24 protein-coding genes and 1 riboswitch are annotated in these 26,315 nt (G+C 72.3%); of the genes, 6 read left to right on the top strand and 18 right to left on the bottom strand.

Annotation, left to right across the window (positions count from 1 at the left end; all coding sequences use genetic code 11):
- Positions 1 to 101: 101 nt before the first annotated feature.
- From ABD224_RS10925 to ABD224_RS10940, 4 genes are all read right to left on the bottom strand, one after another.
- Entirely contained in the window at positions 102 to 1,130 is a 1,029-nt protein-coding gene (locus ABD224_RS10925) for a 6-phosphofructokinase (protein WP_344049218.1), read from the bottom strand.
- A 168-nt stretch (positions 1,131 to 1,298) separates the two neighbouring features.
- Positions 1,299 to 1,976 (bottom strand): response regulator, encoded by a 678-nt coding sequence (locus ABD224_RS10930; RefSeq protein ID WP_344049219.1) that lies wholly within the window; start codon positions 1,974 to 1,976, stop codon positions 1,299 to 1,301.
- Positions 1,973 to 3,247: a MacS family sensor histidine kinase gene (gene macS / locus ABD224_RS10935; RefSeq protein WP_344049220.1), complete on the bottom strand. Its 1,275-nt coding sequence runs from the start codon at positions 3,245 to 3,247 to the stop codon at positions 1,973 to 1,975. Before macS ends, ABD224_RS10930 begins: the two co-directional genes overlap by 4 nt.
- Positions 3,248 to 3,367: 120 nt before the next feature.
- Complete coding sequence (locus ABD224_RS10940) at positions 3,368 to 4,063, bottom strand: lysophospholipid acyltransferase family protein (protein ID WP_425580961.1); 696 nt, start codon at positions 4,061 to 4,063, stop codon at positions 3,368 to 3,370.
- 147 nt (positions 4,064 to 4,210) lie between these two features.
- On the opposite strand from ABD224_RS10940, the gene ABD224_RS10945 reads away from it, so the two are divergent.
- On the top strand, positions 4,211 to 4,990 hold the full coding sequence (locus ABD224_RS10945; RefSeq protein ID WP_344049222.1) for an alpha/beta hydrolase: 780 nt from the start codon (positions 4,211 to 4,213) through the stop codon (positions 4,988 to 4,990).
- Entirely contained in the window at positions 4,983 to 5,756 is a 774-nt protein-coding gene (locus tag ABD224_RS10950; RefSeq protein WP_344049223.1) for a hypothetical protein, read from the top strand. Before ABD224_RS10945 ends, ABD224_RS10950 begins: the two co-directional genes overlap by 8 nt.
- Before the next feature lies 1 nt (position 5,757).
- Here the strand turns inward: ABD224_RS10950 and ABD224_RS10955 are convergent, their stop codons facing one another.
- The 6 genes from ABD224_RS10955 to ABD224_RS10980 all read right to left on the bottom strand — a co-directional run bounded on the left by ABD224_RS10955 (position 5,758) and on the right by ABD224_RS10980 (position 11,587).
- On the bottom strand, positions 5,758 to 6,588 hold the full coding sequence (locus ABD224_RS10955; protein ID WP_344049224.1) for an endonuclease/exonuclease/phosphatase family protein: 831 nt from the start codon (positions 6,586 to 6,588) through the stop codon (positions 5,758 to 5,760).
- Between the two features lie 120 nt (positions 6,589 to 6,708).
- The gene (locus tag ABD224_RS10960; protein WP_344049225.1) at positions 6,709 to 7,662 is read right to left on the bottom strand and encodes an ROK family glucokinase; all 954 of its coding nucleotides are present in this window, start codon (positions 7,660 to 7,662) and stop codon (positions 6,709 to 6,711) included.
- A gap of 117 nt (positions 7,663 to 7,779) precedes the next feature.
- A complete protein-coding gene (locus ABD224_RS10965) occupies positions 7,780 to 8,325 on the bottom strand; it encodes a DUF5304 domain-containing protein (protein WP_344049226.1) in 546 nt (181 codons plus the stop codon).
- Positions 8,326 to 8,575: 250 nt separating this feature from the next.
- The gene (locus ABD224_RS10970; protein ID WP_344049227.1) at positions 8,576 to 9,751 is read right to left on the bottom strand and encodes an ArsA family ATPase; all 1,176 of its coding nucleotides are present in this window, start codon (positions 9,749 to 9,751) and stop codon (positions 8,576 to 8,578) included.
- Between the two features lie 416 nt (positions 9,752 to 10,167).
- Entirely contained in the window at positions 10,168 to 10,644 is a 477-nt protein-coding gene (locus ABD224_RS10975; protein ID WP_344049228.1) for an SRPBCC family protein, read from the bottom strand.
- A gap of 145 nt (positions 10,645 to 10,789) precedes the next feature.
- Positions 10,790 to 11,587 (bottom strand): metallophosphoesterase family protein, encoded by a 798-nt coding sequence (locus tag ABD224_RS10980; protein ID WP_344049229.1) that lies wholly within the window; start codon positions 11,585 to 11,587, stop codon positions 10,790 to 10,792.
- A gap of 268 nt (positions 11,588 to 11,855) precedes the next feature.
- Between ABD224_RS10980 and ABD224_RS10985 the strand changes: the two genes are divergently transcribed.
- Complete coding sequence (locus ABD224_RS10985) at positions 11,856 to 13,652, top strand: AMP-dependent synthetase/ligase (protein ID WP_344049230.1); 1,797 nt, start codon at positions 11,856 to 11,858, stop codon at positions 13,650 to 13,652.
- Positions 13,653 to 13,736: 84 nt separating this feature from the next.
- Here the strand turns inward: ABD224_RS10985 and ABD224_RS10990 are convergent, their stop codons facing one another.
- Positions 13,737 to 14,879: a glycosyltransferase family 4 protein gene (locus tag ABD224_RS10990; protein ID WP_344049231.1), complete on the bottom strand. Its 1,143-nt coding sequence runs from the start codon at positions 14,877 to 14,879 to the stop codon at positions 13,737 to 13,739.
- Between the two features lie 116 nt (positions 14,880 to 14,995).
- Here ABD224_RS10990 and ABD224_RS10995 point away from each other — a divergent pair, with 116 nt between their 5' ends.
- On the top strand, positions 14,996 to 16,216 hold the full coding sequence (locus ABD224_RS10995; RefSeq protein WP_344049232.1) for a glycosyltransferase 87 family protein: 1,221 nt from the start codon (positions 14,996 to 14,998) through the stop codon (positions 16,214 to 16,216).
- A gap of 90 nt (positions 16,217 to 16,306) precedes the next feature.
- Here the strand turns inward: ABD224_RS10995 and ABD224_RS11000 are convergent, their stop codons facing one another.
- The 4 genes from ABD224_RS11000 to ABD224_RS11015 form a co-directional block, all read right to left on the bottom strand.
- A complete protein-coding gene (locus ABD224_RS11000; protein ID WP_344049233.1) occupies positions 16,307 to 17,332 on the bottom strand; it encodes a C40 family peptidase in 1,026 nt (341 codons plus the stop codon).
- 247 nt (positions 17,333 to 17,579) lie between these two features.
- Complete coding sequence (locus tag ABD224_RS11005; protein WP_344049234.1) at positions 17,580 to 18,620, bottom strand: C40 family peptidase; 1,041 nt, start codon at positions 18,618 to 18,620, stop codon at positions 17,580 to 17,582.
- A gap of 239 nt (positions 18,621 to 18,859) precedes the next feature.
- A complete protein-coding gene (locus tag ABD224_RS11010) occupies positions 18,860 to 20,209 on the bottom strand; it encodes an NYN domain-containing protein (RefSeq protein WP_344049235.1) in 1,350 nt (449 codons plus the stop codon).
- Between the two features lie 61 nt (positions 20,210 to 20,270).
- On the bottom strand, positions 20,271 to 20,510 hold the full coding sequence (locus tag ABD224_RS11015) for a hypothetical protein (RefSeq protein ID WP_014672226.1): 240 nt from the start codon (positions 20,508 to 20,510) through the stop codon (positions 20,271 to 20,273).
- A gap of 158 nt (positions 20,511 to 20,668) precedes the next feature.
- On the opposite strand from ABD224_RS11015, the gene ABD224_RS11020 reads away from it, so the two are divergent.
- Both ABD224_RS11020 and ABD224_RS11025 read left to right on the top strand, forming a co-directional pair.
- Positions 20,669 to 21,412: a rhomboid family intramembrane serine protease gene (locus tag ABD224_RS11020; protein WP_344049236.1), complete on the top strand. Its 744-nt coding sequence runs from the start codon at positions 20,669 to 20,671 to the stop codon at positions 21,410 to 21,412.
- 265 nt (positions 21,413 to 21,677) lie between these two features.
- Entirely contained in the window at positions 21,678 to 21,959 is a 282-nt protein-coding gene (locus tag ABD224_RS11025; RefSeq protein ID WP_344049237.1) for an Lrp/AsnC family transcriptional regulator, read from the top strand.
- A 139-nt stretch (positions 21,960 to 22,098) separates the two neighbouring features.
- Here the strand turns inward: ABD224_RS11025 and ABD224_RS11030 are convergent, their stop codons facing one another.
- From ABD224_RS11030 to qcrB, 3 genes are all read right to left on the bottom strand, one after another.
- Entirely contained in the window at positions 22,099 to 23,439 is a 1,341-nt protein-coding gene (locus ABD224_RS11030; protein WP_344049238.1) for an aminotransferase class V-fold PLP-dependent enzyme, read from the bottom strand.
- A 319-nt stretch (positions 23,440 to 23,758) separates the two neighbouring features.
- Positions 23,759 to 23,875: riboswitch (SAM riboswitch) on the bottom strand.
- A 73-nt stretch (positions 23,876 to 23,948) separates the two neighbouring features.
- Positions 23,949 to 25,013: an anthranilate phosphoribosyltransferase gene (gene trpD / locus ABD224_RS11035; RefSeq protein ID WP_344049239.1), complete on the bottom strand. Its 1,065-nt coding sequence runs from the start codon at positions 25,011 to 25,013 to the stop codon at positions 23,949 to 23,951.
- Positions 25,014 to 25,168: 155 nt separating this feature from the next.
- On the bottom strand, positions 25,169 to 26,315 hold a 1,147-nt coding region (gene qcrB / locus ABD224_RS11040; RefSeq protein ID WP_344049240.1), incomplete at its 5' end, for a cytochrome bc1 complex cytochrome b subunit.

Below are 26,315 nucleotides of genomic sequence, written 5' to 3' on the forward strand. Positions count from 1 at the left end.
GGCGCGGTTTCGCGCCCCGTCCGGCCGGGTGCGGGCGGGCAGTACGGCCCGCACCCGGCGCCGCCGGTGCGCCGCGGGCCGGACCGGCGGCCGGCTCCGCGTCAGCCGAAGAAGACCCCGGCCTCCTCGTACAGCTTGAGGTCCACCGTCTTCAGTTTCGCCGTGGCCTCGGAGATCGGGACGCGGACGATGTCGGTGCCGCGCAGGGCGACCATCCTGCCGAAGTCGCCGTCGTGGACGCAGTCGATGGCGTGCAGCCCGAAGCGGGTGGCCAGCCAGCGGTCGAAGGCGGTGGGCGTGCCGCCGCGCTGGATGTGCCCGAGGACGGTGGTCCGGGCCTCCTTGCCGGTGCGCCTCTCGATCTCCTTGGCCAGCCACTCGCCGATGCCGGAGAGGCGGACGTGTCCGAAGGAGTCCCGTGAGGAGTCCTTCAGCACCATGTCGCCGTCCTTGGGCATGGCCCCCTCGGCGACGACGACGATCGGGGCGTAGGACGCCTTGAAACGGGAGGTGATCCAGGCGCACACCTGGTCGAGGTCGAAGCGCTGCTCGGGGATGAGGATGACGTTCGCGCCGCCGGCGAGACCGGAGTGCAGGGCGATCCAGCCGGCGTGCCGGCCCATCACCTCGCAGACCAGGACCCGCATATGGGACTCGGCGGTGGTGTGCAGCCGGTCGATCGCCTCGGTGGCGATGCTCACGGCGGTGTCGAAGCCGAAGGTGTAGTCGGTGGCCGACAGGTCGTTGTCGATGGTCTTGGGCACGCCGACGCAGGGCACTCCGTACTCGTCGCTGAGCCGCGCGGCCACTCCGAGGGTGTCCTCGCCGCCGATCGCGATGAGCGCCTCGACCTCCTGCTTGGCGAGGTTGTCCTTGATCCGCCGGACGCCGTCCTCCTGGCCGAGGGGGTTGGTCCGCGAGGAGCCGAGGATGGTGCCGCCGCGGGGCAGGATGCCGCGCACCGCGGGGATGTCGAGACGGACGGTGTCGTTCTCCAGCGGCCCTCGCCAGCCGTCCCGGAAGCCGACGAAGTCATAGCCGTACTCCTGCACGCCCTTGCGGACGACGCCCCGGATGACGGCGTTGAGTCCGGGGCAGTCGCCGCCTCCGGTCAGTACTCCGACCCGCATGGAAATGTCCCTTCACCGCAGGTTTCCTGGTGAGGGTCACGCTAACGGTGACGCACGTCACTCCGATATGCGCGGGAAGGCCAATTCCGGCGATTTGCCCGGTAGTTGATCGTCCGTCGACACGGGAGAAATCACCTGGAAGGACGACTGTGCCGGGACATGCGGGTTTTACTCGCCGTCAAGTCCTTGTTCGATGGCGTACCGCACCAGCTCCACCCGGTTGTGCAGCTGCAGCTTGCCCAGGGTGTTCTGCACATGGTTCTGCACCGTGCGGTGGGAGATCACCAGACGCTCGGCGATCTGCTTGTAGCTCAGCCCCTTGGCGACCAGGCGCAGCACCTCGGTCTCGCGGTTGGTGAGCCGGGGCGCCTTCGGTGTGCCGGTGTCCGCCGCGGGTGCGGGCTCGGCGGCCAGCCGCCGGTACTCGCCGAGGACCAGGCCGGCCAGGCCCGGGGTGAACACCGGGTCGCCGGCGGCCGTGCGGCGCACCGCCTCCAGCAGCTCCTGGGTGGAGGCCGATTTCACCAGATAGCCCGTGGCGCCCGACTTCACCGCCTCCAGCACATCGGCGTGCTCGCCGCTCGCGGACAGCACCAGCACGCGCAACGACGGGTCGGCGGCGACGAGTTCCTTGCAGACCTGGACGCCGGGTTTCCCGGGCAGGTTCAGGTCGAGGACGAGGACGTCGGGCGCCGTCGCCCTGGCGCGGTGCACCGCCTGCTCGCCGTCGCCCGCGGTGGCGACCACCTCGAAGCCGGCCTCGGTCAGGTCGCGGGCGACGGCGTCGCGCCACATCGGGTGGTCGTCGACCACCATCACCTTGATCGGGCCCTGCTCTGCGCTCATCGGCTCTCCGCCTTCCCCCGTGTGCTCGTCTTCTTCGGTGCGTTCGTCATCGCGCTCTTCGGTACGGTGAGTTCGACCTCCGTGCCCTGGCCCGGCACCGAGATCAGCTCGGCGGTGCCGCCGATGTCGCGCATCCGGCCCTTGATCGACAGGGACACGCCGAGCCGGCCCTCGCTCTCGGCCTGGGCGAGCCGTCCCTGCGGGATGCCCGGACCGTCGTCCCGCACGGTCACGGTCACCGCCTCCGGTTCGTCCTCGAGCAGGATCCACGCCCGCGCGTCCTCGCCCACGTGCGTGCGGACATTGTCCAGTGCGGCCCCGACGGCCCCGGCCACCTCACGGGCGACGGCGTACGGCAGCGGCACCGGGGCTCCCGGCTCGGCGAAGCTGACCCGGGGGCCGGCGTAGGGGGCGAGCAGCGAGCGCAGGTCGACGGGCCCGTCGTGCTCCTCGCCGTCCTCGCCGCGGCGGTCGCCCGCGCGGCCGCCGGCGTCCCGGACCGCCGCCTTTCCGCCCGTGCCCTCGGCTCCCCGGGGAGTGGGGACCAGCCCGCCGGAGACCAGGGTGCGCAGCGCCACCTCCTGCTCCCCCGCCAGCCGGCCCAGCTCCGCCGCCTCGCCGCCGATCACCGCGCCGCGCCGCTGCACCATGGCCAGCACCTGCAGCACACCGTCGTGGATGTCCCGGGCCAGGCGCTCCCGTTCACGGGTGGCCGCCTCGATCTCCAGGGCGCGGGCGAGGGTGCGCTCGGAGGCCCGGGCGACCTCGACGACATAGCCGATCGCGATGGAGGCGACCCAGACCAGGATCACGGCGTGCACGGTGTCGCGGGCCGGGGAGCCGCGCTCGACCAGGTTGGCGACGGCGACCGCGGTGGAGGCGAGGGCGGCCCAGCGCCAGCCGCCCTTGATGGCGAAGGCGAGGACGGAGCCGGCGGTCCAGATCGACGGCAGGGTCGGGCCGCCGCCCGCGATCCGCTCGGGGGCGTCGGCGACGGGCGTGAGCAGGATGCCGGTCAGGGCGAGGGTGAGGTCGGCGGCCAGGAAGCGCCTGGTGCAGCTCGCGGCGTTCGCGACCTTGGGCAGGGTGGCCAGGGTCCACACGAACAGGACGCAGAAGAAGGCGACGGCGACCCAGGGCCGGGGGAACCGGTCGTAGGCGGTGGCGAACAGACCGATCGCGTAGAGCATGGTCAGCACCCGGTATCCGGCGAGCGCGCGCCACAGCGGCTGCTCCACCGACATCCTCATGGCCCGCTCACGCTTCGGCATGTTCCCCCCTGGCGGTTCGCCCCGCTCCGCCTGCTTCTCCTTCTCGGCCTGTTCCTCCCCGGCATGTTCCGGTGCGGCCCGGCCGCACCGGCCCACCGGCCGCCGCCTTCTCCGTTCTCCTCAGTCCACCGCCTTCGCGGCCTTCGCCGCCTCCGCGATCCGCCGCTTGGCGGCGGTGGCGTAGATGTCGACGTACTCCTGGCCGGAGAGCTTCATGATTTCGTACATGACCTCGTCCGTCACCGCGCGCAGCACGAAACGGTCGTGCTCCATGCCCTGGTAGCGGCTGAAGTCCAGGGGCTTGCCGATGCGGATGCCGGGACGCATCAGCTTGGGAATGATCTTCCCGGGCGGCTGGATCTTCTCCGTGTCGATCATGGCGACCGGGATGACGGGCGCCCCGGTGGCCAGTGCGACGCGGGCCAGGCCGCCCGGTTTGCCGCGGTAGAGGCGGCCGTCGGGCGAACGGGTGCCCTCCGGGTAGATGCCGAACAGCTCGCCGCGCTCCAGCACCTCTGTGCCGCTTCTGACCGCCGCCTCGCCGGCGCCGCGGACTCCGGAGCGGTCCACCGGGAGCTGGCCGACCCCCTTGAAGAACGCGGCGGTCAGCCGGCCCTTGAGCCCGGGCGTGGTGAAGTACTCGGCCTTCGCGATGAAGGTGACCTTGCGGTCGAGCACCGCGGGCAGGAAGAAGGAGTCGGAGAAGGACAGGTGGTTGCTCGCCAGAATGGCCGGTCCCTCGGCCGGAACGTTCTCCAGCCCCTCCACCCAGGGCCTGAAGGCCAGCCTCAGCGGCCCCCCGAGGGCCACCTTCATCGCGCTGTAGAACAACCCACTGCCTTCCTGTGTGCGCCGATCAGACAATAACCCCCGTACCGGTCCTGAGGGCCCGACGGCCCTGGCCGGTGCCGGTGCGGTCGCGTACGGTGAAATACCTGCCCCCGACACACACAGGAGAGCGACGTGCCGGTGCTCCCCGGAGCCGAGCCGTACCGCCATGACGGCGGGGAGGTCGGTGTACTCCTCTGCCACGGTTTCACCGGATCCCCCCAGTCGCTGCGTCCCTGGGGGGAGCATCTCGCCGAGCGCGGCCTGACCGTCTCGCTCCCGCTGCTGCCCGGGCACGGCACGCGCTGGGAGGACATGCAGCTCACCGGCTGGCCGGACTGGTACGCGGAGGTGGACCGCGCGCTGCGCCTGCTGCGCGAGCGGTGCGCGCATGTGTTCGTGGCCGGCCTGTCCATGGGCGGTGCCCTCGCGCTGCGGCTGGCCGCACGGCACGGAGACGCGGTCGCCGGGGTCGTGGTGGTCAACCCGGCCATCAAGATCCACGGTCTGTCGGCGCACGTGCTGCCCGTGGCCCGCCATCTCGTCCGGACGAGGAAGGGCATCGCGAGCGACATCGCCAAGGAGGGCGCCGCCGAACTGGGGTACGACCGGGTGCCGTTGCATGCCGCGCACTCGCTCAGGGCCTTCTTCCGGCTGCTCGACGGCGAGCTTCCGCAGGTCACACAGCCGCTGCTGCTTCTGCGCAGCCCGCAGGACCATGTGGTGCCCCCGGCCGACTCGGCCCGGATCCTCAGCCGTGTCTCCTCCACCGACGTCACGGAGGTCCTGCTGGAACACAGTTACCACGTCGCTACGTTGGACCACGATGCGGACCGGATCTTCGAGGAGAGCTACGCCTTCATCGGCCGGCTCGCACCCAGTGTCGGCAAGGAAGGGACGGCCGCAGGTGGCTGAGCACGACTCCGACCGCGAGAACCGCGAGGGCCGGGAGCCGGCCGACCCGGTGCAACCGGCCGGGCCCGACCGGCCGGCCGGGAAGGCCGGCGGACCCGAGGAGCCCGGCGGCAGGGGCGGCGCCCCCCTCGACATCGACGAGGAGGCCGCCTGGGCGGCGATCGTCGCCGGATACGGCGAGGAGCCGCCGGACCCGCCGGACGCGAAGCCCTGCCGTCCGGTCGAGGACCTGGCCCTGCCGCCGGAGCCCGGGACACCCGGGGCCGACGGCATCGGCGCCGACGGCGCCCGTGCCTCCCGCCGGACCGGGGGACCCGGCGGGGCCGGTGACGACGGGCCCGAGGCGGGCACCGGCGGCCGGGAGGAGAGGAGCGGCAAGGACGGCGGCGACGGATCCGCCCCGGCCAGGCCGCTGGGCAGTTCGGTCTCCTTCGCGCCCGGGGTCGGCCTCGGAGGCGTGGGACCGCGCGACTACTCGCTCGCCGAGCCGTCCGACGACGACTTCGACGAGGACGACGAGGGCCACTTCGTCCCGCCGGAACCGCCGCCGCTGTCCTCCGTCGACGCGGTCACGATGTGCGCCTGGTTCGCGGTGATCGGCGGTCCCGTCCTGCTCCTGCTGGCCGTCATGTTCGACTGGGAGATGACGTGGTGGCTCGCCGTGCTCGGCATCGGCGGCTTCCTCGGCGGCTTCGCGACGCTGGTGGCACGCATGAACCCGGGCGAGGAGGACGACGACGATCCCGGCCGCGGGGCGGTGGTCTGAGCTACGGCTGCAACTGTGCGGGCCGCCGGTCCGCCGGAACGGCCGCCGGGACTTTGAGGGCGGCCAGCACCGGCAGATGGTCCGTGGCCGCTGCCAGGTCCGCTTCCGTCACTTCGGGGTGCCCCTGAGGGGCGTCCTCCCGCGCGGGCGAGGCGGAGAGCGGGGAGGGCACCCCGCAGCCGAGGACCTCGATGCCGCGGGTCGCGAAGACCGCGTCGATGCGCCGGTACGGCCCGGTGAGCGTCCAGGTGTGCTCGCCGCCCCAGGGGGCGGTGGCCCAGCCGTCCTGGAGCAGGCCGGTCAGCCGCCGGAACGCCGGACCGTCCGGCTCCTCGTTGACGTCGCCGCCCACGACCGCGTGCTCCACGCCCATCCCGGCCAGCCGGTCGAGGAGCATGCCGGCCTGTTCGTACCGCTCGTCCTTGTCGAGCGAGAGATGGAAGCTGAGCACGCCGAGCCGGGCACCCGCGATCCGGACGACCGCCGTGGCGAGGCCACGGCGGTGCAGACCGGGGGTGAGCGGCAGCAGCACGTCCTCGGTGCGCTCCACGGCGACCCGCAGCGAGCAGAGGACCGCCGGGCCCGCGGCCGTCGCGCCCCCGGTGAGGATCACCAGGTCGCAGGCCGCCGCCAGCCTCGCCAGCTTCTTGCGCCAGCGGAAGAAGCGCGGCGCCTCCTGGAGGAGGACGAGATCGGGCGCGCAGGCGCGGATCACCCGGACGAGGGCCCCGGTGTCGTCCCGCATCGACCGGATGTTGTAGCTCAGGACACGGATGACGGCGGTGCCGTCCGACTCGGTACGGGAGTGGGGCAGCAGCATGACGGTCACCATACGCCGTGACGGGCCCGGCGATCCGTACGGCAGCGCCCACCGGCCCTGCTGGAAGGGAGGAAACGGTGGGCGCGTACGGTGAGCGGCCGCGCGGATGCGCGGGACGCCGCGGAAGAGGCGCTACATGACCGGGTCGGGCTCCCGGGCCAGGTCGGCCGCCCCCACCAGACCGGCCTTGTTGCCGAGCTGGGCGGCGAGGACTTCGGCGACCGGGCGCCAGTTGCCGCCGACCAGCCAGCGCCGGTACGACTTGCGGATCGGCCCCAGGAGCAGCTCGCCCTCGTCGGAGAGGCCGCCGCCGACGATGAAGGCGGACGGGTCGAAGAGAGAGGCCAGGTCGGCGAGCCCCGCGCCGACCCAGCGGGCCAGCTCGCGGTAGGAGTCGACGGCCACCGGGCAGCCCTGGCGGGCGGCCATGGAGACATGCTTGCCCTCGATGCCGGCGGGAGTGCCGTCGCCGAGCTCCAGCAGCAGCCGGGCGTTCTCGGGGGTGGCGTTGGCGCGCTGCTTGGCGTACCGGACGAGGGCGCGCCCGGAGGCGTACTGCTCCCAGCAGCCCTGCGAGCCGCAGCCGCACAGCAGCCCGTCCGGGACCATCCGGATGTGACCGAACTCCGCGGCCACGCCGAAGTGGCCGCGGCGCAGTTTGTTGCCGATGATGATGCCGCCGCCGAGGCCGGTGCCGAGGGTGATGCAGATGACGTTGCGATGGCCCTTGCCGGCACCGAACTTGTACTCGCCCCAGGCCGCGGCGTTGGCGTCGTTCTCCACGACGACCGGCAGGCCGACACGCTCCTCGACCTTCTGCTTCAACGGCTCGTTGCGCCACTCGATGTTGGGGGCGAAGTAGATGGTGGAGCGCTGCCGGTTGACGTAACCGGCCGCACCGATACCCACGCCGACGATGTCGTGTCCCGCGCGTGCGCCCTCCACCGCCGAGGCGATGGCGTCCACGATGGCCTCGGGTGTGGTGGGGGTCGGCACCTTGAAGGTCGAGAGGATGTTTCCTTCCTCGTCTACCACGCCGGCCGCAATCTTCGTGCCGCCGATGTCGACGCCGATGGTGAGTCCCATGAATCCCTCAGTTTCGGTTGAGCCCCGCTATGGCCAACCGTACCCGAGGCCCTGCCCCCGCCGGTTCGTCGTCCACCGTGAGAGACGGGTCCGGCGGCAGGCCCTGCGGGGAGGGGATCAGTCCAGGTCGATGCGCTCGCCGCCGCCGGTGCCCTCACCGCGGTCGCGACGGTCGCCGGGGCGGTCGTCCGGCTCGGTGAGTTCGTCCTTCAGCCGGCCCGGCCCGTCGTCGGTGCCGCCGGTGCGGGACATCGTCCAGCGGCGCTCCTGCGACTCGACGGCGGAGCGATAGGCGGCGAGGAGTTCGCTGCCGGCCGCCGCGAGGTGGTCGAACACGTCGGGGTTCCGCTCTATGACCGGCTCGACGACCGCCTTGGCCTGCTGCACGACCTGCCGCACCACCTGCTGGGCCATGGGCCCCGCGATCCCTCCGAGCAACGGCGGCTGGAACGACGACAGCTTCTCGGCCACGGTGTCGACGAACTTGCGCAGTTCCTCGGCGGCCGCGCCGGGAGGCGGGCCGTACTGGGTGCGACGGCGGGCCCTCTCCCTCGCGAGGTCCTCGGCGCAGGCCGTGGCCCACGCATCGGCGTCGCCGGCACGCGACGCCCTGTCCCCGGGCTCCTCCTGAGCGGCGTCGGACGGTACGCGCTCTTCGCTCATGGCGGACTCCTGACTACGGTTCGTCCTTACGACGTTACCCGAACGGGGATGCGGGGTTCATCTCGCGCCGGAGGGCGGAAGGCGGGGTGCGGGCGGGCGACACCCGGCCGGCCGCGAGGGAGGGCGACGCCCCTGCCGGGGTGCGGGAGGCGCGGTTCCGCCAGGGGCCGGGCGAAGCCCCGGGAGGAGGCCCTTTCCCGCCGAGAGGGCCAAGAGAGCCGAGAGGGGCGTACGAGCGGACGGCGTCCCCTCAGCCGCGCGAGCCACGCGGCCACAGCGCGGGATCCGGCACGAAACGAATCCGCAGCTCACCGTCCCGCAGCCCCGCCCCGTCCACCGAGCACCGCCGCAGCGCCGACGGCAGCGGCACGATGCGCCGGAACGGACCGACGGTCAGCACGAGCTCGTCACCCCGCCGGATGAGCTCCAGCTCGTCCCGCACGGCCCCGGGCAGCGGAATGTGCCACACCAGCATCCCGTCCTCGGCGAGCCGGTCGGCGACGGGCCACTCGACCGGGTCAGTCGCCGGGTTGACGCCGGGCACGGCCAGCTCGGCGAGATCGTCCGGCCCGCGCGGGTCCCGGCCCAGGTGGGCGACCCGATGGACGTCGTACCTCTCCCCCCACTCGTCCAGGACCTTGCGCTGCTGCGCGACCGGCCCCGCCAGCCACGAGTCGGCGGGCGCCTCGGGCAGCACACGGCCGGCCACCAGGGACTCGACGGCCAGACCGCGTACGGCCAGGCCGAGCACCGCGTCGCGGACGGCGTCCGCACCGGCCGGACCCGGTTCGGCCACCAGGCGTACGGAGGTGCCGGGGTCCGCGACGACCGCCTCCACGGCGGCCAGCTCGACGTCCCAGCGGGCGGCGGTCTCGTACAGCCACTCCCCCGGCATGGGCACTCCCGCGAGCCGGCCGAGGACCGGCCGCAGGGCGCGGGCCGCCTGCCGCTCGGGGGGAAGAAGGCGGCGCAGATAGCGGCGCAGCTCCTCGGGCAGGGCCAGCAGGGCGAGCGCCTGCGACACGGGCGGCAGGTCGACGACCAGCAGCTCGAAGCGCTCCGACAGGGCCGCGTCGCGCAACGCCCGCAGCAGGGCCAGTTCCTCGGCGCCGGGCAGCGGGGTGACCTCCTCGGCGTCGAGGCGGGAGGCCCCGAGGAGGTCCAGGACGTTGCGCGCGCGGTCCTGGAAGGCGGCCAGGTCCGTCCGGAAGCCGGCCGCCGCGTCGGGGCGCCAGGCGGTGAGGTGCGGAGCGACCGGCACCGGGGACGCCCCGGTGGGCGCTCCGAGCACCGCGCCCAGGGTGTCCGTGCGGTCGGCGCTGAGGACGAGGGTCTCCACGCCTTCACGGGCGGCGGTCAGTGCGGTGGCGGCGGAGACGGTGGTACGGCCGCTGCCGCCGGGGCCCGTGATCAGGAGGGTGCGCATGGGGGTGAACGGTAACGGTAGGTGGGAGGTGATGGACGGCTCGACTCGGCCCGGTGCGGCCCGTCGTGGGCTTCGCCCGGATGGTCAGGGGCTCGCGGAGGGCCGGGGGAACGGCGGCCCGGTCGTCCGCGGGGGCGGGAAACCGGCGCCGACAGGGCGAAAGGCCGGTCGCGCTCGGCGCCTCACGCGTCGTGTACCCCGTGTGCCTCAGCTCCTGACGCGCGGAAGGGACCCGTGCCGTGTTCCGGCACCGGCGTGCCCTCCGGCTCCCTCACGGCCGACGTGAGGGCCGACGTGAGGACGGAGGACACCAGGGGCGCGCGAGGGCACATGAGACACGTGAGGCACGTGAGAACGCGTGGGGCCGGGGGAGGCGGGTGGGCCCGCGGGCCTCGGCCGGGGTGCCTGTGCCGCCGTTACTCGCCCGAGGAGCTGCCCGACGAGCCGTCCGACGAGCTGATCGACTCGACCCGCTTCTTGAGGCCCGCCAGGGCGCGGTCGATGATGACCTTCTCCGCCTTCCGCTTGATCATGCCCAGCATGGGGATCTTGACGTCCACGGTGAGGCGGTAGGTCACCTCGGTCGTCCGGGGACCGGTCGGCTTCAGCAGGTAGGTGCCGTCCAGGGAACGCAGCATCTGGGACTTGACCAGGGTCCAGGAGACCTCGTGGTCGCTGATCCAGGTGTACGCCAGGGTCTGGTCGTCCTTGATGGCGCCCGCGTCCATGACGAGGCGCACCTGCTCGGCGCGGCCCTGGTCGTCGACCTTGACGACCTCGGCCTCCTTCACCTCGCCGGTCCAGTCGGGATAGCGGGCGAAGTCGGCGATCACCCCCATGACGTCGGCCGGTGCCGCCTCGATCGTGATGCTCGAGCTGGTGTGTTCCGCCATCGCCGTGGCTCCTCCAGATGCGCGCCGGTGGTGCGGCCGTACTCGGCCGGTGGTGAGGGTGTCGTGCGCATGTGTGCGCAGCGTGAAGGCTACCGCGCGGCAGGCCTTCGGCCTCCACCCCCACCTGCGCCGTCGGCCGGAGCGCTCACCATTCGAGCGCCCAGGGCCGGCCGGCCCTGGCGAAGTGCCCCACGTTCACGCACTCGGTCGCACCGATCCGCATCCGCCGGACCAGCGGCTGGTGGACATGGCCGAAGAGGGCGTAGCGGGGGCGGGTGCGGCGTATGGCGTCGAGCAGGGCGCGGCTGCCGCGTTCGAAGCGGCGGGCGACGGTGTCGTAGACGAGCTCGGGGACCTCGGGCGGGATGTGGGTGCACAGGACGTCGACCTCGCCGACCGCCTCGATCTTCGCGGCGTACTCCTCGTCGCTGATCTCGTAGGGGGTGCGCATGGGGGTGCGCAGGCCGCCTCCCACGAAACCGAAGACACGGCCGCCGATCTCGACGCGTTCCCCGTCGAGCACGGTGGTGCCCTCGCGGGCGTACTCCTTCCACAGGTGCGGCATGTCGACATTGCCGTAGGTGGCGTACGTCGGGGCGGGGAACGCGGCGAAGAGCTCCGCGTACTGCTTGCGCACCGCTTCTTCGATGATCGTCGCGCGGTCGCCGTCGAGGCTCGCCCACAGCCGGGCGCCGAACTCATGGGCCTCGGCGAAACGGCGGGCGGTGCGCAGCTCGACGATGCGGTCGGCGTTCTCCACACCGAACAGCTCGGGGAAGATCCCGCGCGAGTGGTCGGCGTAGTCGAGGTAGAGGATCAGGTCGCCCAGGCAGATCAGGGCATCGGCCCCCTCGCCCGCCCGGGCCAGGTCGCGTGCGTTGCCGTGCACGTCGCTGATCACATGAATGCGTGTCCTGCCGCCGCCGGCCGAGGTGGGTGCCATGCCCATGGAGCCTAATGAACCAGGCGGCACCAGGCGGCGGGGTCCGGTGAACAGCGGCGGCGGCCCGCCGTTGGTTGGCTAGGTGATCAGCGGGTCGACTACTGTGCGCACAGGAACATCAGTCCGTGCGGCACGGACCGTGTGACACAACGAACATCTCGCCGGACCCCCTGTCGAAGAACCGTACTGACGGGTAACGTCCGGGCCGTCCGGCGTTTCTGGATTTCAACGACGTCGTGGCGCCGGTGCCCTACGAGGAGCAGCAGTTTTGCGCGAGTTCAGCCTTCCGGCTCTCTATGAGGTCCCTACGGACGGCAATCTGACCGACATCGTCCGCAGAAATGCCACGCAGCATCCCGATGTCGCCGTGATCGCGCGAAAGGTCGGCGGTGTCTGGCAGGACGTGACGGCGAGAGACTTCCTCGCCGAGGTGCACTCCGCCGCCAAGGGGCTGATCGCCTCCGGAGTCCAGCCGGGCGACCGGGTGGGCCTGATGTCGCGGACCCGGTACGAGTGGACGCTGCTGGACTTCGCGATCTGGAGCGTGGGTGCCGTCACCGTTCCGGTGTACGAGACCAGCTCGGCGGAGCAGGTGCAGTGGATCCTCGGCGACTCCGGTGCGACCGCCTGCATCGTGGAGCTGGACGGCCACGCCGCCACCGTGGACTCGGTGCGCGAGGCGCTGCCCGCGCTGAAGAACGTCTGGCAGATCGAGGCCGGCGCGCTCGAGGAGCTGCGCCGGGCCGGGAAGGACATCAGCGACGCCACGGTCGAGGAGCGCGGCTCGCTGGCGAAGGCCGACGACCCGGCGACCATCGTCTACACCTCCGGTACGACCGGGCGGCCCAAGGGATGCGTGCTCACCCACCGCTCCTTCTTCGCCGAGTGCGGGAACCTGGTGGAGCGGCAGCGGCCTCTGTTCCGCACCGGTGAGTGCTCCGTGCTGCTCTTCCTGCCGCTGGCGCACGTCTTCGGGCGGCTGGTGCAGATCGGGTCGATGATGGCGCCGATCAAGCTGGGCCATGTGCCGGACATCAAGAACCTCACCGACGAGCTGGCCGCGTTCCGTCCGACGCTGATCCTCGGTGTGCCCCGGGTCTTCGAGAAGGTCTACAACTCGGCCCGCGCCAAGGCGCAGGCGGACGGCAAGGGCAGGATCTTCGACCGGGCCGCGGACACGGCGATCGCGTACAGCAAGGCGCTGGAGGCCCCGGAGGGCCCGTCCTTCGGACTCAGGCTCAAGCACAAGGTCTTCGACAAGCTGGTCTACAGCAAGCTGCGTGCGGTGCTCGGCGGACGCGGCGAGTACGCGATCTCCGGCGGTGCCCCGCTCGGCGAGCGCCTGGGCCACTTCTTCCGCGGCATCGGCTTCACGGTGCTGGAGGGCTACGGCCTGACCGAGTCCTGCGCGGCCACCGCCTTCAACCCCTGGGACCGGCAGAAGATGGGCACGGTCGGGCAGCCGCTGCCGGGGTCCGTGGTCCGTATCGCGGACGACGGGGAGGTGCTGCTGCACGGCGAGCACCTGTTCAAGGAGTACTGGAACAACCCGGCCGCGACGCAGGAGGCCCTGGGCGACGGCTGGTTCCACACCGGTGACCTCGGCACCCTCGACGAGGACGGATATCTGCGGATCACCGGGCGGAAGAAGGAGATCATCGTCACCGCGGGCGGCAAGAACGTGGCCCCGGCCGTGATCGAGGACCGCATCCGGGCGCACGCGCTGGTCGCCGAGTGCATGGTGGTGGGCGACGGGCGGCCGTTCGTGGGCGCGCTGATCACCCTGGACGAGGAGTTCCTGCGCCGCTGGTGCGCCGAGCACGGCAAGCCGGCCGACTCCACGCCGGCGTCGCTGCGCGAGGACCCGGATCTGCTGGCGGCGATCCAGGCGGCGGTCGACGACGGCAACGCCGCGGTGTCGAAGGCGGAGTCGGTGCGGAAGTTCCGCATCCTCCCCTTCCAGTTCACGGAGGAGGCGGGTCACCTCACTCCGTCGATGAAGCTCAAGCGGAACGTGGTCGCGAAGGAGTGCGCGGACGAGATCGAGGCCCTCTACGCCAAGTAGCGGCCCTCCACGTCGGGCAGGGGCCGAGCCGGGAAGGGGCCGGGCAGAGGCCGGGCAGAGGCCGGGCAGAGGTCAAGGAGGGTCTCACAGAAGCTCCTTGAGCCGGTCCGCCAGCAGGTCCCAGCGCCACTTCTCCTCGACCCAGCGCCGGCCCCGCTCCCCCATGCGGCGGCGCAGCCCGGCGTCCTGGAGGAGGGCGATGATGCGGTCGGCGGCTTCCCCGGGGGAGCCGCCGCGCACGACCCAGCCGGTCTCGCCGTCGAGCACCGCGTCGGGCGCGCCGCCGGAGTCCCCGGCGACGACGGGCAGACCGGTCGCGGAGGCCTCCAGGTAGACGATGCCCAGGCCCTCCACGTCCAGCCCGCCGCGCCGGGTGCGGCAGGGCATGGCGAAGACGTCACCGGCGCCGTAGTGCGCGGGCAGTTCGGCCCAGGGCACCGGGCCCGTGAAGCGCACGGAGCCGGCCACGCCGGTCTCCGCCGCGAGCCGGCGCAGGTCCTTCTCGTACGGCCCGCCGCCGACGATCAGCAGCACGGTGTCGGGCTCGGCGGCCAGGATCCGGGGCATGGCCCGGATGAGGGTGTCCTGGCCCTTGCGCCGCACCAGCCGTGAGACACAGACGACCACCGGCCGGTCGGTGAGTCCCAGCCGGGCGCGCACCTCGTCGCCGCCCGAGTCCGGATGGAAGGTCTTCTCGTCGACCCCCGGCGGCAGATGCACCATCCGCGCGGCGGCCTCGGGGGTCAGCGCGGCGGCGATCCGGGAACGGGTGTACTCGCCGAGATAGGTGAGGGTGTCCGTGGTCTCCCCGATGCGGCGCAGCAGCCCGCGGGCGGCGGGCAGTTGGGCCCATCCGGCCTCGTGGCCGTGGGTGGTGGCCACCAGCCGCCGGGCGCCCGCCCTCCTGAGGGCCGGCGCCATCAGCCCGAGCGGGGCCGCCGCCCCGAACCACACCGAGGTGCACCCGTGTTCCCGCAGCAGCCCGACCGCGCGCCGGGTCGCCCGCGGGGTGGGCAGCAGCATCGTCGTACGGTCGCGTACGACGGTGAAGGGCTGCTCCGCGTCGAAGGCGGCCGTCGCCTCGACGCCCTCACGGCTCCGCTTCCAGGTGGAGGCGTAGACGACCAGCCGCTCCGGGTCCAGCCGCAGCGCCATGTTGTGCAAGAACGCCTGGATTCCGCCGGGTCGGGGCGGAAAGTCGTTGGTTACGATGAGGGTCTTGTGCATCGCCGCCGACCCTACCCAATCCGGGTGAGACGGCCGGATACGGCCATGCCTCCCGGCCCGCGTGCAGCCGTCCGGGAGATCATGCTCGGACGGACAGCGGACGGATGGGGCCTGGTGTGGACAAGACAGGCACATGGCGAAGTCTGGCGGGGGTGCTGACGGTCTGGGCTGCCGGCCGGACGCTGCTGCTGCTCTTCGTCCTCAAGGTGTTCGTCTTCCCGGGGCCGGACGTCACCACCGATGTGTCGGTGATCTACCGGGGCTGGTACGGGGTGCTGCGCGACGGCGCCTTTCCGTCAAACGACGTCACCTGGCAGTACCCGCCCGCCGCCGCGCTGGCGGTCCTCTCCCCCGCCCTCCTGCCGTTCCTGGAGTACACCGTCGCCTTCGGCGTCCTGGCCCTGCTGGCCGACCTGACGGTGCTGTGCCTGCTGCTGTACGGCGGGCGGCGCCCCGGCCGCCCGCTGCGCGGCGCCTGGGTGTGGACGGTGGGCGCGGCCCTGCTGGGACCGACGCTGTACACGCGCTACGACGTGATGGTGACGGCGGTGGCCGTGGCCGCGCTGCTCGCGGGGACCCGGCATCCGCGGACCATGGGGGTGCTGGCCGGCTTCGGGGCGCTGCTGAAGGTGTGGCCGGTGCTGCTGCTGACCGGCGCGGCCCGGCGCCGGTCGTGGGTGGCCGCGGCGGTGACCGTGACCGCTCTCGGCGCGCTGTTCCTCCTCACCATGCCGGGGGCGCTGTCCTTCCTGACCGCCCAGCGGGACCGGGGCACGGAGGTGGAGTCGCTGGGCGCGCTCGTCTTCCATGTGGCCCGGCACTTCGGCTGGAACGGCCGGGTGCTGCTGAACTACGGCTCGGTGGAGTTCGTCGGCCCGTACGTCGACGTGGTGAGCGCCGCCTCCCTGGCGCTGACCGGGGCCGCGTTCGGCTGGCTGCTGCTGTGGCGGCTGTGCGCGCACCGCCTCGGCCCGGCCGCCCTGGCGGACGCCGCCTTCGTGGCCGTCCTGCTCTTCACGACCACCAGCCGTGTGATCAGCCCGCAGTACGTGGTGTGGCTGGTCGCCCTGGCCGCCGTCTGCCTGTGCTTCCAGGGCAGCGGCATGGTGGTGCCGGCCGGCCTGGTGCTGGCGGCGGCCCTGGTGACGGTCCTGGAGTTCCCGCTCTTCTTCGGGAAGGTCGTGGCCGGCGACCCTCTGGGGATCGGCCTTCTGTTCCTCCGCAACGGTCTGCTGGTCGCCGCCTGCGCGACCGCGTGCCGCACGCTGTGGCGTTCGACGGTCCCCGGGCCGGCCGGCCCGGTCGGTTCTCCGAAGACGCGCGCCACGGTCCGGTGACCCGCCGTCCCGGACGGCGGCAGTGGCGCGGGGGCGAGCCGGGAGGGATGCCGGGGAAGGCCGGAGCCCGGCCGGCGGGCGGGGCGCCCGTCAGATCCTGGTGACCGACGAGACCGGCATCATGTCCACCGGGTCGTAGCGCACCCGGGCGCCCGGGTGGGGTGCGTGGATCACCCGGCCGTTGCCCGCGTACATCGCGACATGCCCGGCGTCGGAGCGGTAGACGACGAGGTCGCCGGGCCGGGCCTGGGACAGCGGGATGCGCCGGCCGGCGTCACGCTGCTCCTGCGAGGTGCGCGGCAGATGCACCCCGGCCTGCGCGTACGCCCACTGCGTCAGACCCGAACAGTCGAAGCTCGAGGGCCCGTTGGCGCCCCAGACATAGGGGCGGCCGAGCGCGGAGCGGGCGGCGGCGCCGTCGGCGCCCGCGCGGGCGGAGGCGGCCGGGCCGTCGCCGAGGCCGGGAAGGAAGCCGTCGCGGCCGGAGCGGGAGGCCCGGTCGTAGGCCTCGCGCTCCGACGGGGGCAGGGAGGCGAGCAGCCGCCGGGCCTCGGCCAGTTTCCGCTCGACGGTGCGTTTGTGGGCGGCGGCCGCCTTGCGGCTTTGCTCGAGCTCGGCGAGGACACGAGTGGCCTCGGCGCGCTCCTGGGAGATGTCGCGCAAGGTCCGCCGCAGGTCCTTCAGTGCGCCGGCCTGGTGGGCGCCGATCCGGTCGAGGGCGGCGGCCCGGTCGAGGCAGTCGGCCGGGTCGCGGGAGAACAGCAGGGCGAGGAAGGGGTCGAAGCCGGAGCGGTACTGGGCGCCGGCGACCGAACCGAGCGATTCCCTCAGCTCGTTGACGCGCTGCTGCTGCCGGGCGACACGGTCCCGCAGGTCGCGCGCCCGGTTCCGCAGAAGGCCGATGCGCTCACCGGCCTTGTTGTAGGCCTCGGTCGCCTTCTCGGCCTCCTGGTGGAGACGGTCCACCTCGGCCCGGGTGTCGCCGCGCGGCGCGGCGACAGCCGGGCCGGCCGGTACGGAGCCCAGGGCGGCGGCCGCGGCGGTCAGCAGACCGACGGCGACGGCGGAGCCCCGGTCGGGCCCGAAGGACGGTGCAAGGCGACGATGGGACCCCACAGAAGCCGCGCTCCTTCCGCTGGCGAACGGGAAACGCGGCAGACAGTAGCCCTCCGGCGGCGAAGCCGGCCAACGGCCCAGGCGGCCATGAAACGGCGAAGCCCCGCCTTCGACGCAGGTCGCAGGCGGGGCGTACGGCCGTGTGGCGCAACGACGATTCCCTCGAACGGGGCACCGCGTCCCGGTCCCGGGCGACGTCCCGGTCCCGGAAGGCGCAGGGCCGTGCGCCGGGAAGGCCTCAAGGACCTCAGACGCGGACGCCGAACATGAACGGGCCGCCGATGGTGTTCATCGACTCGTAGCGCACGACGGTGCCGGGACGCGGGGCGTGCAGCACCTGGCCGTTGCCCGCGTAGAGGCCGACGTGGTGCAGGTCGTTGAAGAAGAAGACCAGGTCGCCGACCTGGAGCTGGCTCATCGAGTAGATGCGGGTGCCCGCGTTGGTCTGTGCCTCGGAGGTGCGCGGGATGGCGACGCCGGCCTGCGCGTACGCCCAGGAGGTCAGTCCCGAGCAGTCGAAGGTGGACGGGCCGTTGGCGCCGTAGACGTAGGGTGAGCCGAGCTTGCTCTGGGCGGCGGCGAACGCGGCGGCGGCCCGGCCGGAGGCGGGGGTGCTCTTGCCGAGCTCCACCCGCTCGCTGGAGGCGCGGCTGGCGCGGGCCTCCTCGGCCTGGAGCTTGGCCTTCTCCTCCGCCGTGAGGGAGTTGAGGAGCCGCTGGGCCTCGGCGAGCTTGGCCTGGGCCTCCTTCTTCTTCTTGCCCAGCTCGGCACGGGTGGCGGAGAGATCCTTGAGCTTGGCGGTGGCCTCGGCCCGCTGCTGGGCGAGTTCGCGCTGCTTCTCCTGGATCTTCTTCAGCGCCTCGAGCTGCTGGCCGCTGAGCTGGTCGAGCGTGGAGGCCTTCTCGAGGTACTCGTCCGGGTCGGAGGACAGGAAGAGCTGGACCGAGGGGTCGAGCCCGCCGGTGCGGTACTGGCCGGCCGCCACCGAACCCAGGGCGTCGCGCAGCTCGTTGAGCTCCTGCTGACCGCGGGCGACGTTGTCCTGGATGGCGGAGATCTCCTTCTGGAGCTTCTCCTGCTTCTCCTTGGCCCCGTTGTACTTCTCGGTGGCCTGCTCCGCCTCCTGGTAGAGCTTGTCGACCCTGGACTTGACTTCGTCCTTGGTGGGCTTCTCACTGGGGGCGGCGTTCGCGGCCTGGGCGCTGACGGCTACGGCCGCTGCCGCCACGCTGGTGAGCAGACTCACACGTGCGCGACTCGGTTGCTTGGGTCGACGGTGGGACGCCACGGAAGCGAGCTCCTTCTTCTGAGTGATCACCCGCTCGGAGGTTTCGACGCCAGACCCTAGTGACCCCATCGTGATGAATTCAAATCCTCCGTCGAAAAATCCCCGCCGCGCAATACATTCTTTGCCTTCAACTCACCAGAGGTAAGACAGGATTGACGCTGAGTTGCACAGCAGTCCCGGTAATTCCGCCCTTAAGCCCGTACGCTGCCCTTGAGGTGCATATTTCTTTATGCCCGTTTTCACCCGCGCGACAGGCGTTTGAGAAGAACCGCCGATGCGACCGGCCGCGCGCCCGCCTTCGCGACCCCGTCGGCCACCTCCCGGTCGGTGGAGACGACGACGACCGGCCGGCCGGGCGGCTCGGCCCGTACCAGCTGGCGGATCAACTCGTCCGCGGTGACGCCCGGCTTGGAGAACAGCACCCGCACCCCGCGCGGCGGCGCGAGCAGCACCGGGGCGGCCAGTTCGGCTCCGTCGAAGACACAGGTGACCTCCGCACCGGTCTGCGCGGCGAGCTGCGAGAGCTGGCCGAGGAGCCTGAGCCGCTGCTTCTCCAGCGGCATCTGGGGATAGCCGGTCTTGGTGACGTTGTAGCCGTCGACGACCAGGTGCACCTGCGGCAGCGCGAGCAGCTGGTCGAGGATCGCCGGGTCGTGCTCGGACAGCGCGCGGGCGGCGATGTCCCTGGGGGTCATCCGGCCCGGCTCCACCGCGTCCACGGTCTCGGCCGGCCGTACGGACACCGGCGGCAGCGCCAGCTCCCGGCGCAGCCCCTGCGCCGCGTCGAGCACGGTGTCCAGCAGCAGCCGCACCCGCATGTCCTCGACGCTGCGCCCCTCGCGGGCCGCCCTGCGGGTGGCCTCGAGCGCGGCCTCCGCCTCGCCCAGGCGCGCCTTCAGCCGCCGGGCCTCGCTCTCGGCGGCCGAGATCTGCGCCTGCCCCTCGGCACGCACGGCCTCCGTCTCGGCGTGCGCCTTGCGCAGCGCGGCCTCGCCCCGCTTGACGTCGCTGAGCGCGGACCGCAGCTTGCGGTGGAGCGACTCGGCCTCTTTCCTGGCGGCCTCCAGCTCGGCGCGCAGACGCTCGGTGTCCGCCCGGCTCTGCTCACGGGCCGCCGCCAGCTCGGCGCGCAGCCTCTCCAGCTCGGCCCGGTTCTGCTCGTCGGCGCGCTCGGCCTCCGCCCGCTGGGCCTCCTCGCCGGCCGTGGTCACCAGCTTCACCCAGCCCGCCGGCCGCAGCACATACGCCGCGGCGGCCACGTCGAGCGGGTCCGCGGCCGGGGGCGGACATCCGGACTCCAGGGCCTCGGACAGCTCCGGCTGGGCCTCCTTGTACTTCTCCCCGACACGCCGGCGGAACGCCGGATCGGTCTCCAGTGCCGCCGCCATCGCGTTGCCCGCGAACTTCGCCCGGCGGCTGGGGGTGAACCGGGCGTACTGCCGCAGCTGCGCCGGCAGCTCGCCGACCCGCAGCCCGCCGAAGGCGTCGCAGACTATCTGGATGACCCGGCGGCGCACTCCGTCGGGCAGCGGACGGTCGAGCACCTCAGCGGCGCCGCCGGCCGGCCCCCCGCCTTGTGTCTCCACCATCCGTCAACCCCCATGCCTGCGGGACCCCCGCGGGGGACCGTCCGTGCGGGGCCCGCTCCGTTCAGGAGCCGGCGCCCGGCCTGTCCACGAGTTCCACCTGGTCCACGGCGTTGCACCAGCGGCAACGCACCGACTCGATCGTCTCACTGACCACCTCGCGCTCCTCGACCGTGGGCTCCCCGGCCAGATCGAGGTGGACGTACTCGACGACCTTCGACGAGCGTGTCACGTCGAAGCGGGTGAGGTTGCCGCAGAGGGTGCAGCGCCACCGCGTCGTGGCGGTCGGCAGGGGAACCGTCATCGTGACTGTTCGCTTTCCTTCTAGTTTCCGTGACGCGCCGGCTCTCCCGGAGCGTGTGGCACGTAACCCTACGGCCTGGCGGCGGCTCGTCGCCGGGTGCGCCCACGGCGGCGAGGAAATACGTACGGTTGCGTCCTGTTACGTCATGCTTTGTTCACATGACCGGCAACAGGAACACGGTGGCCGTCCGGGCGGCCGGGACCGTACGGACCACGCGGGCTCCGGTGACCTGCGCCCTGATCGTCCTGTGCTGCCTGATCTTCGTGACCGGGCCGGCGGCGGGGCTCGTTCCCGGCTACGGCACCGGTGAGGCGCTGGCTCTCGCCCAGCGGGCGTACTTCCGGCGCTGGGGCGTGGTCCCCGCCGAGCTGTTCGCCGGGACGCCACGGGCCGCCCTCACCCCGGCGACGGCCCTGTTCGTGCACGGCAGCTGGGTGCATCTGCTCGGCAACATGCTCTTCCTCCACGTCTTCGGAGCGATGACCGAGAGACGCATGGGCTCCGTCCGGTTCATGCTGTTCTACGTCGGCTGCGGCTCTCTCGCCCTGGTGGGCTACGCGGCAGCCCATGCCGCCTCCGAGCAGTCCCTGGTGGGGGCCTCGGGGGCCGTATCGGCGGTCCTCGGCGCGTTTCTCCACCTGTTCCCCCGGGCCAGGGTGACCAGTCTCTTCCCGTTCCTGTTCTTCCTGCCGCTGCGGTTTCCCGCATGGGTCGTGCTGCCGTTCTGGGCGTCCCTGCAGTGGCTCGCCGCCGGACGCCCGGCGCAGGGGCCGGGCGTGGCCTATCTGGCCCATGTGGTGGGCTTCGCTCTGGGCTTCGTCTGCGCATGGGCCGGCTTCGGCCCGGTCAAGGGGCACATGGCGCGGCCCTGGAGGGGCGGTGGGGGAAGACGGGCGGGCTGAGGGGAGTGCCGTCCGGACCCGGCCGGGCCGGGTGAGCGGTGCCCCGCGGCCGGGTCGGGCGGGGCCGGTGCGTGCGGCCGCGGGGCGGAGGAAAGGGCCGCCACGGAGCGCCGGCGGGTGACGGCGGCGCGGCTGGGGGTGCCCCGCGCCCGTCCAGGGCAGTAGGGGAGTGCGGGCCGGGGCCTTCGGCCCACGGCACGATCCGGACGGCATCCCCTAGAGTGAGGGCCACCCCCGCTCCGGCCCCCGAGGGAGAGAAACAGCCGTGATCACCGCGATCGTCCTCATCAAGACCAGCGTGGACCGGATCCCCGAGATCGCCGAGCAGATCGCCTCGCTGGACAACGTGAGCGAGGTGTTCTCCGTGACCGGGACCTACGACCTGATCGCCATGGTGCGGGTGCGGCAGCACGAGGACCTGGCGGAGGTCATCCCGGGGCGGATCAGCAAGATCCCGGGGGTGGAGGCCACGGACACGCATGTGGCCTTCCGCACGTACTCGCAGCACGACCTCGAGGCCGCGTTCGCCATCGGACTGGACTCCTGAAGGACGCCCGGGCGCCCGCGGGGCGCAAGGTGCGCGGGTGCGGCCCGTTCACGGCCGGTCGCACCCGCGCGGCAGGGCCGCGTGCCGGTACGGCCTGCCCGGCAGGGCCCGTCAGTCAGGGCCGCGGCCCTCGGGCCGCTCACCCGGCCACCGGGACGCAGCGGCCGTTCTCCGTGCGGTAGCGCCACTTCGCGCCGCTCTCGACCAGCTCCCTCACCGCCCGTACGAAGCGCTCCACGTGCTCGTCGGGCGTTCCCGCACCGAAGCTGACACGGACGGCGGCGTCCGCGGTCCCGCAGCCGCCCTGGGACTGTGCGTCGCCGCCGAGCAGGACGCGGAGCAGGGGGTGCGCGCAGAACAGGCCGTCACGGACGCCGATGCCGTACTCGGCGGAGAGGGCGGCGGCGAGGTGGGAGCTGTTCCAGCCCGCGGCCACGAAGGAGATCACCCCGACCCTCGGGGCGTCGTCGCCGAAGAGCGACAGGATCCTCACTCCCGGGATCCCGGCGAGGCCCTCGCGGACCGTGCGGATCAGGTGCTGCTCGCGGGCGACCAGCGCCTCGAAGCCGGCCTCGGTCAGCGCCCTGCAGGCGGAGGCGATGGCGTAGGCGCCGATGACGTTCGGGGAGCCGGCCTCGTGACGGGCCTCGCTCTCGTGCCACTGGACGTCCACTCCCCCGTCGGCGCGCTGCGCGACCGCGCGGCTCGCGCCGCCGCCCGCCAGGTACGGCTCGGCCTCGTGCAGCCAGTCGGCGCGGCCGGCCAGCACGCCCGCGCCGAAGGGGGCGTACAGCTTGTGGCCCGAGAAGGCGACCCAGTCGACGTCGAGGTCGCGGACCGACACCGGGCGGTGCGGGGCGAGCTGGGCGGCGTCCAGGACGATGCGGGCGCCGTGGGCGTGCGCGGCGGCGGCCAGCTCCTTCACGGGCCACAGCTCGCCGGTGACGTTGGAGGCGCCGGTGACACAGACCAGGGCCGGGCCGTGGGGGTCGCGGGCGGCCAGGGCCGCCTCCAGCGTCCGTACGGCCTGCCGCGGGGTGCGCGGGGCGTCGAGGACGGTGACCCGCGCGTGCCGCCAGGGCAGCAGTGCGGCGTGGTGCTCGGTCTCGAAGACGAACACCTGGCAGCCGGCCGGGAGCGCGCGGGCCAGGAGGTTCAGCGAGTCGGTGGTGGAGCGGGTGAAGATCACCTCGTCGTCGCCGCGGCAGTCGAGGAACTCGGCGACCGTTCTCCTGGAGTCCTCGAACAGCTCGGTGGAGAGCCGGGAGAGGTGGCCCGCACCGCGGTGCACGCTGCCGTAGTACGGCGCGTAGGCCGCCACGTCGTCCCAGACCCGCTTCAGGGCGGGTGCGCTGGCGGCGTAGTCCAGCGCGGCGTAGGTGATCTCGCCGCCGGTGACGAGCGGGACGGTGACCTCCGTTCCCAGGACGGGCAGAGGGGAGCAGACGGACTTCTCGGCGGCGACAGTGGAGACGGACATGGGTGAACTCCCGTGGAAGCAGGCGGAATCACCACGCGAGCGGGCACGGCTCGAGCGTGGAGAAAGACGGAAAAAGACGGAAAAAGGTGTGCGTCCTCTCCGGTGGCGTCCTCTTCGTCGGCTCTTCGTCTGCTCTTCGTCTGGGCCCGGCGCCGCGCCGAATGCCGAGTCGAGGCGCAGACCGAAAGAGGCGAAGAAGAGGCGGAAGGAAACAGGAGGACAAACAGGAAAACGCGGAGGCGGGGCTCTGCGGCCCTAACGCATTCGCTTGCTCACGGAAGACTCCCTCGTACGACCAGGACCCCTGGTGAACACGAGGGGTCCGCGCTTGCCGCAGACCTCGCTGCCTGCGGCCCGGTCTTCACCCGGGGCACCCCGCCACGGACGGAGGGTTGCCGGACAGTCGGCCGGGGCCACTTGACTGTCACTCATGACCTGCAGGGGAAGGTACGGGAAACGGCCGCGGTCCCGCAACCCGTGTCCGGATCGCGGGACCGCACGCCTGGCCGTCATGCGTTGCTGACCGCCACCCAGCGCTCCAGTGTGCGCTTGGCCGCCCCGGAGTCGATCGACTCCGCCGCGCGCTCCATGCCCTCCCGGAGCTGCTCGGCGAGCGTGCCCGGGCCCGGCCGCAACGCCACCAGCGCCGCCGCCGAGTTGAGCAGGACGGCGTCCCGTACGGGCCCCTTCTCGCCGTCCAGCACCCGCCGGGCGACCTCGGCGTTGTAGGAGGCGTCCCCGCCGCGCAGGGCGTCCACGGGCACCGGCTCGATGCCGACGTCGCGCGGGTCGAACCGCTCCTCGGTGACGGTGCCGTCCCGGACGACCCACACCCGGGAGGTGGAGGTCGTGGTGAGTTCGTCGAGGCCGTCGTCGCCCCGGAAGACCAGGGAGGAGTGGCCGCGCTCGGCGAAGACCCCGGCGACGATCGGGGCCATGCGCGGGTCCGCGACCCCGACGGCCTGTGCCCGCACCTTGGCCGGGTTGGTCAGCGGGCCGAGCACATTGAACACCGTGCGGATGGCCAGCTGGCCGCGCGCGGCACCGGCATGCCGCAGCGCCGGGTGGAACTTGACGGCGAAGCAGAAGGTGATGCCGGCCTCCTGGGCGACCTCGGCCACCCGCCGCGGGGTCAGTTCCAGGTTGACGCCGAGCTTCTCCAGCACATCGGAGGCCCCGGAGGCGGAGGACGCGGCCCGGTTGCCGTGCTTGACGACCCTGGCGCCCGTACCGGCCACGACGATCGAGGACATCGTGGAGATGTTCACCGTCTTCGCGCCGTCGCCGCCGGTGCCGACGATGTCGACGGTCTCGCCCGGCACCTCGATCACATTCGCGTGCTCGTACATCGCGCGGACCAGGCCGGTGATCTCCTCCACCGTCTCGCCCTTGGCCCGCAGGGCCACCACGAATCCGGCGATCTGCGCATCGGTCGCCTCACCGCGCATGATCAGGTCCATCGCCCAGGCGGTCTCGTCGGCGGTGAGGTCCCGGCCCTCCAGCAGGCCGTTCAGCAGGACGGGCCAGGAAAGGCCCGCCGCGGTGTCGCCTCCTGCGGGGGTCACAGCGCTCATGGGCCGCTCCTGGGTCGGTGTCCCGTGCATCGGGACGCGTGGTCTCGGACGGACTCCACCCTATCCAGCCCGGCGTACGGCGAGAGGCCCCGTCCGGGGTTCGGACGGGGCCTCTCGCTGTGGCGTGCAACGCTCAGCGGCCGGTGATCACATGATCAGTGGTGACCGTGACCGCTGGTGATCTCCTTGTACTCCTCGACGGTCGGCTTCGGGATCTGGTTGCCCTCGCCGTAGTACGCGTGGCTGAGCTTGGCGCGCAGCTTCTGCGTGATGCCCACCTTGCGCTCGACGCCGTTCTCGTCGACCGCCGGAGCGATCTCGGCCGGCTCGTACTGGTGGTGCGCCGTGAGGGTGTAGAGCTGCTCCTGGCTGAGCGGCTCGTGGACCTCGATGAACTCACCGTGCGGCAGGCGCTTGATGATGCCGGTCTCACGGCCGTGCAGCACCTTCTCCCGGTCGCGGCGCTGCAGACCGAGGCAGATCCGCTTGGTGACGATGAACGCGACGACCGGTCCGACGAAGAAGCCGATCCGGACGAACCAGGTGACCGCGTTGATCGACAGGTGGAAGTGCGTGGCCCACAGGTCGTTGCCGCCGCCCACCAAGGTGATCAGATACAGTGTGATCCAGGCCACACCGAAGGCCGTGCGGGTCGGGGCGTTGCGCGGGCGGTCCAGGATGTGGTGCTCGCGCTTGTCGCCGGTGATCCAGGCCTCGATGAACGGGTAGAGCGCGATCGCCGCCAGGACCAGACCGAAGAGGACCAGCGGGATGAACACGCCCAGGACGAGCGTGTGTCCCAGGAAGTTGATCTCCCAGCCGGGCATGGCCCGGATCAGACCCTCGGCGAAGCCCATGTACCAGTCCGGCTGGGCGCCGGTGGACACCATGTCCGGACGGTACGGGCCGATCGACCAGACGGGGTTGATCTGCACCAGTGCCGCGAGGGCCGCGAGGAAACCGAAGACCAGGAAGAAGAAGCCTCCGGCCTTGGCCATGTACACCGGCAGCAGCGGCATGCCGACGACGTTGTTGTTGGTCTTCCCGGGGCCCGCGAACTGCGTGTGCTTGTGGTAGAAGACCAGGATCAGGTGGGCCACGACCAGGCCCAGCATGATGCCCGGCAGCAGCAGGATGTGGATCGCGTAGAACCGGGCCACGAAGTCGTGGCCGGGGAACTCGCCGCCGAAGAGGAAGAACGAGATGTACGTGCCGACGACCGGCACCGACAGGATCGCGCCCTCGGTGAAGCGGACACCGGTGCCGGAGAGCAGGTCGTCCGGGAGCGAGTAGCCGGTGAAA

Source organism: Streptomyces thermoalcalitolerans (genome assembly GCF_039525155.1).
In the GTDB taxonomy this organism is placed as follows: domain Bacteria; phylum Actinomycetota; class Actinomycetes; order Streptomycetales; family Streptomycetaceae; genus Streptomyces; species Streptomyces thermovulgaris.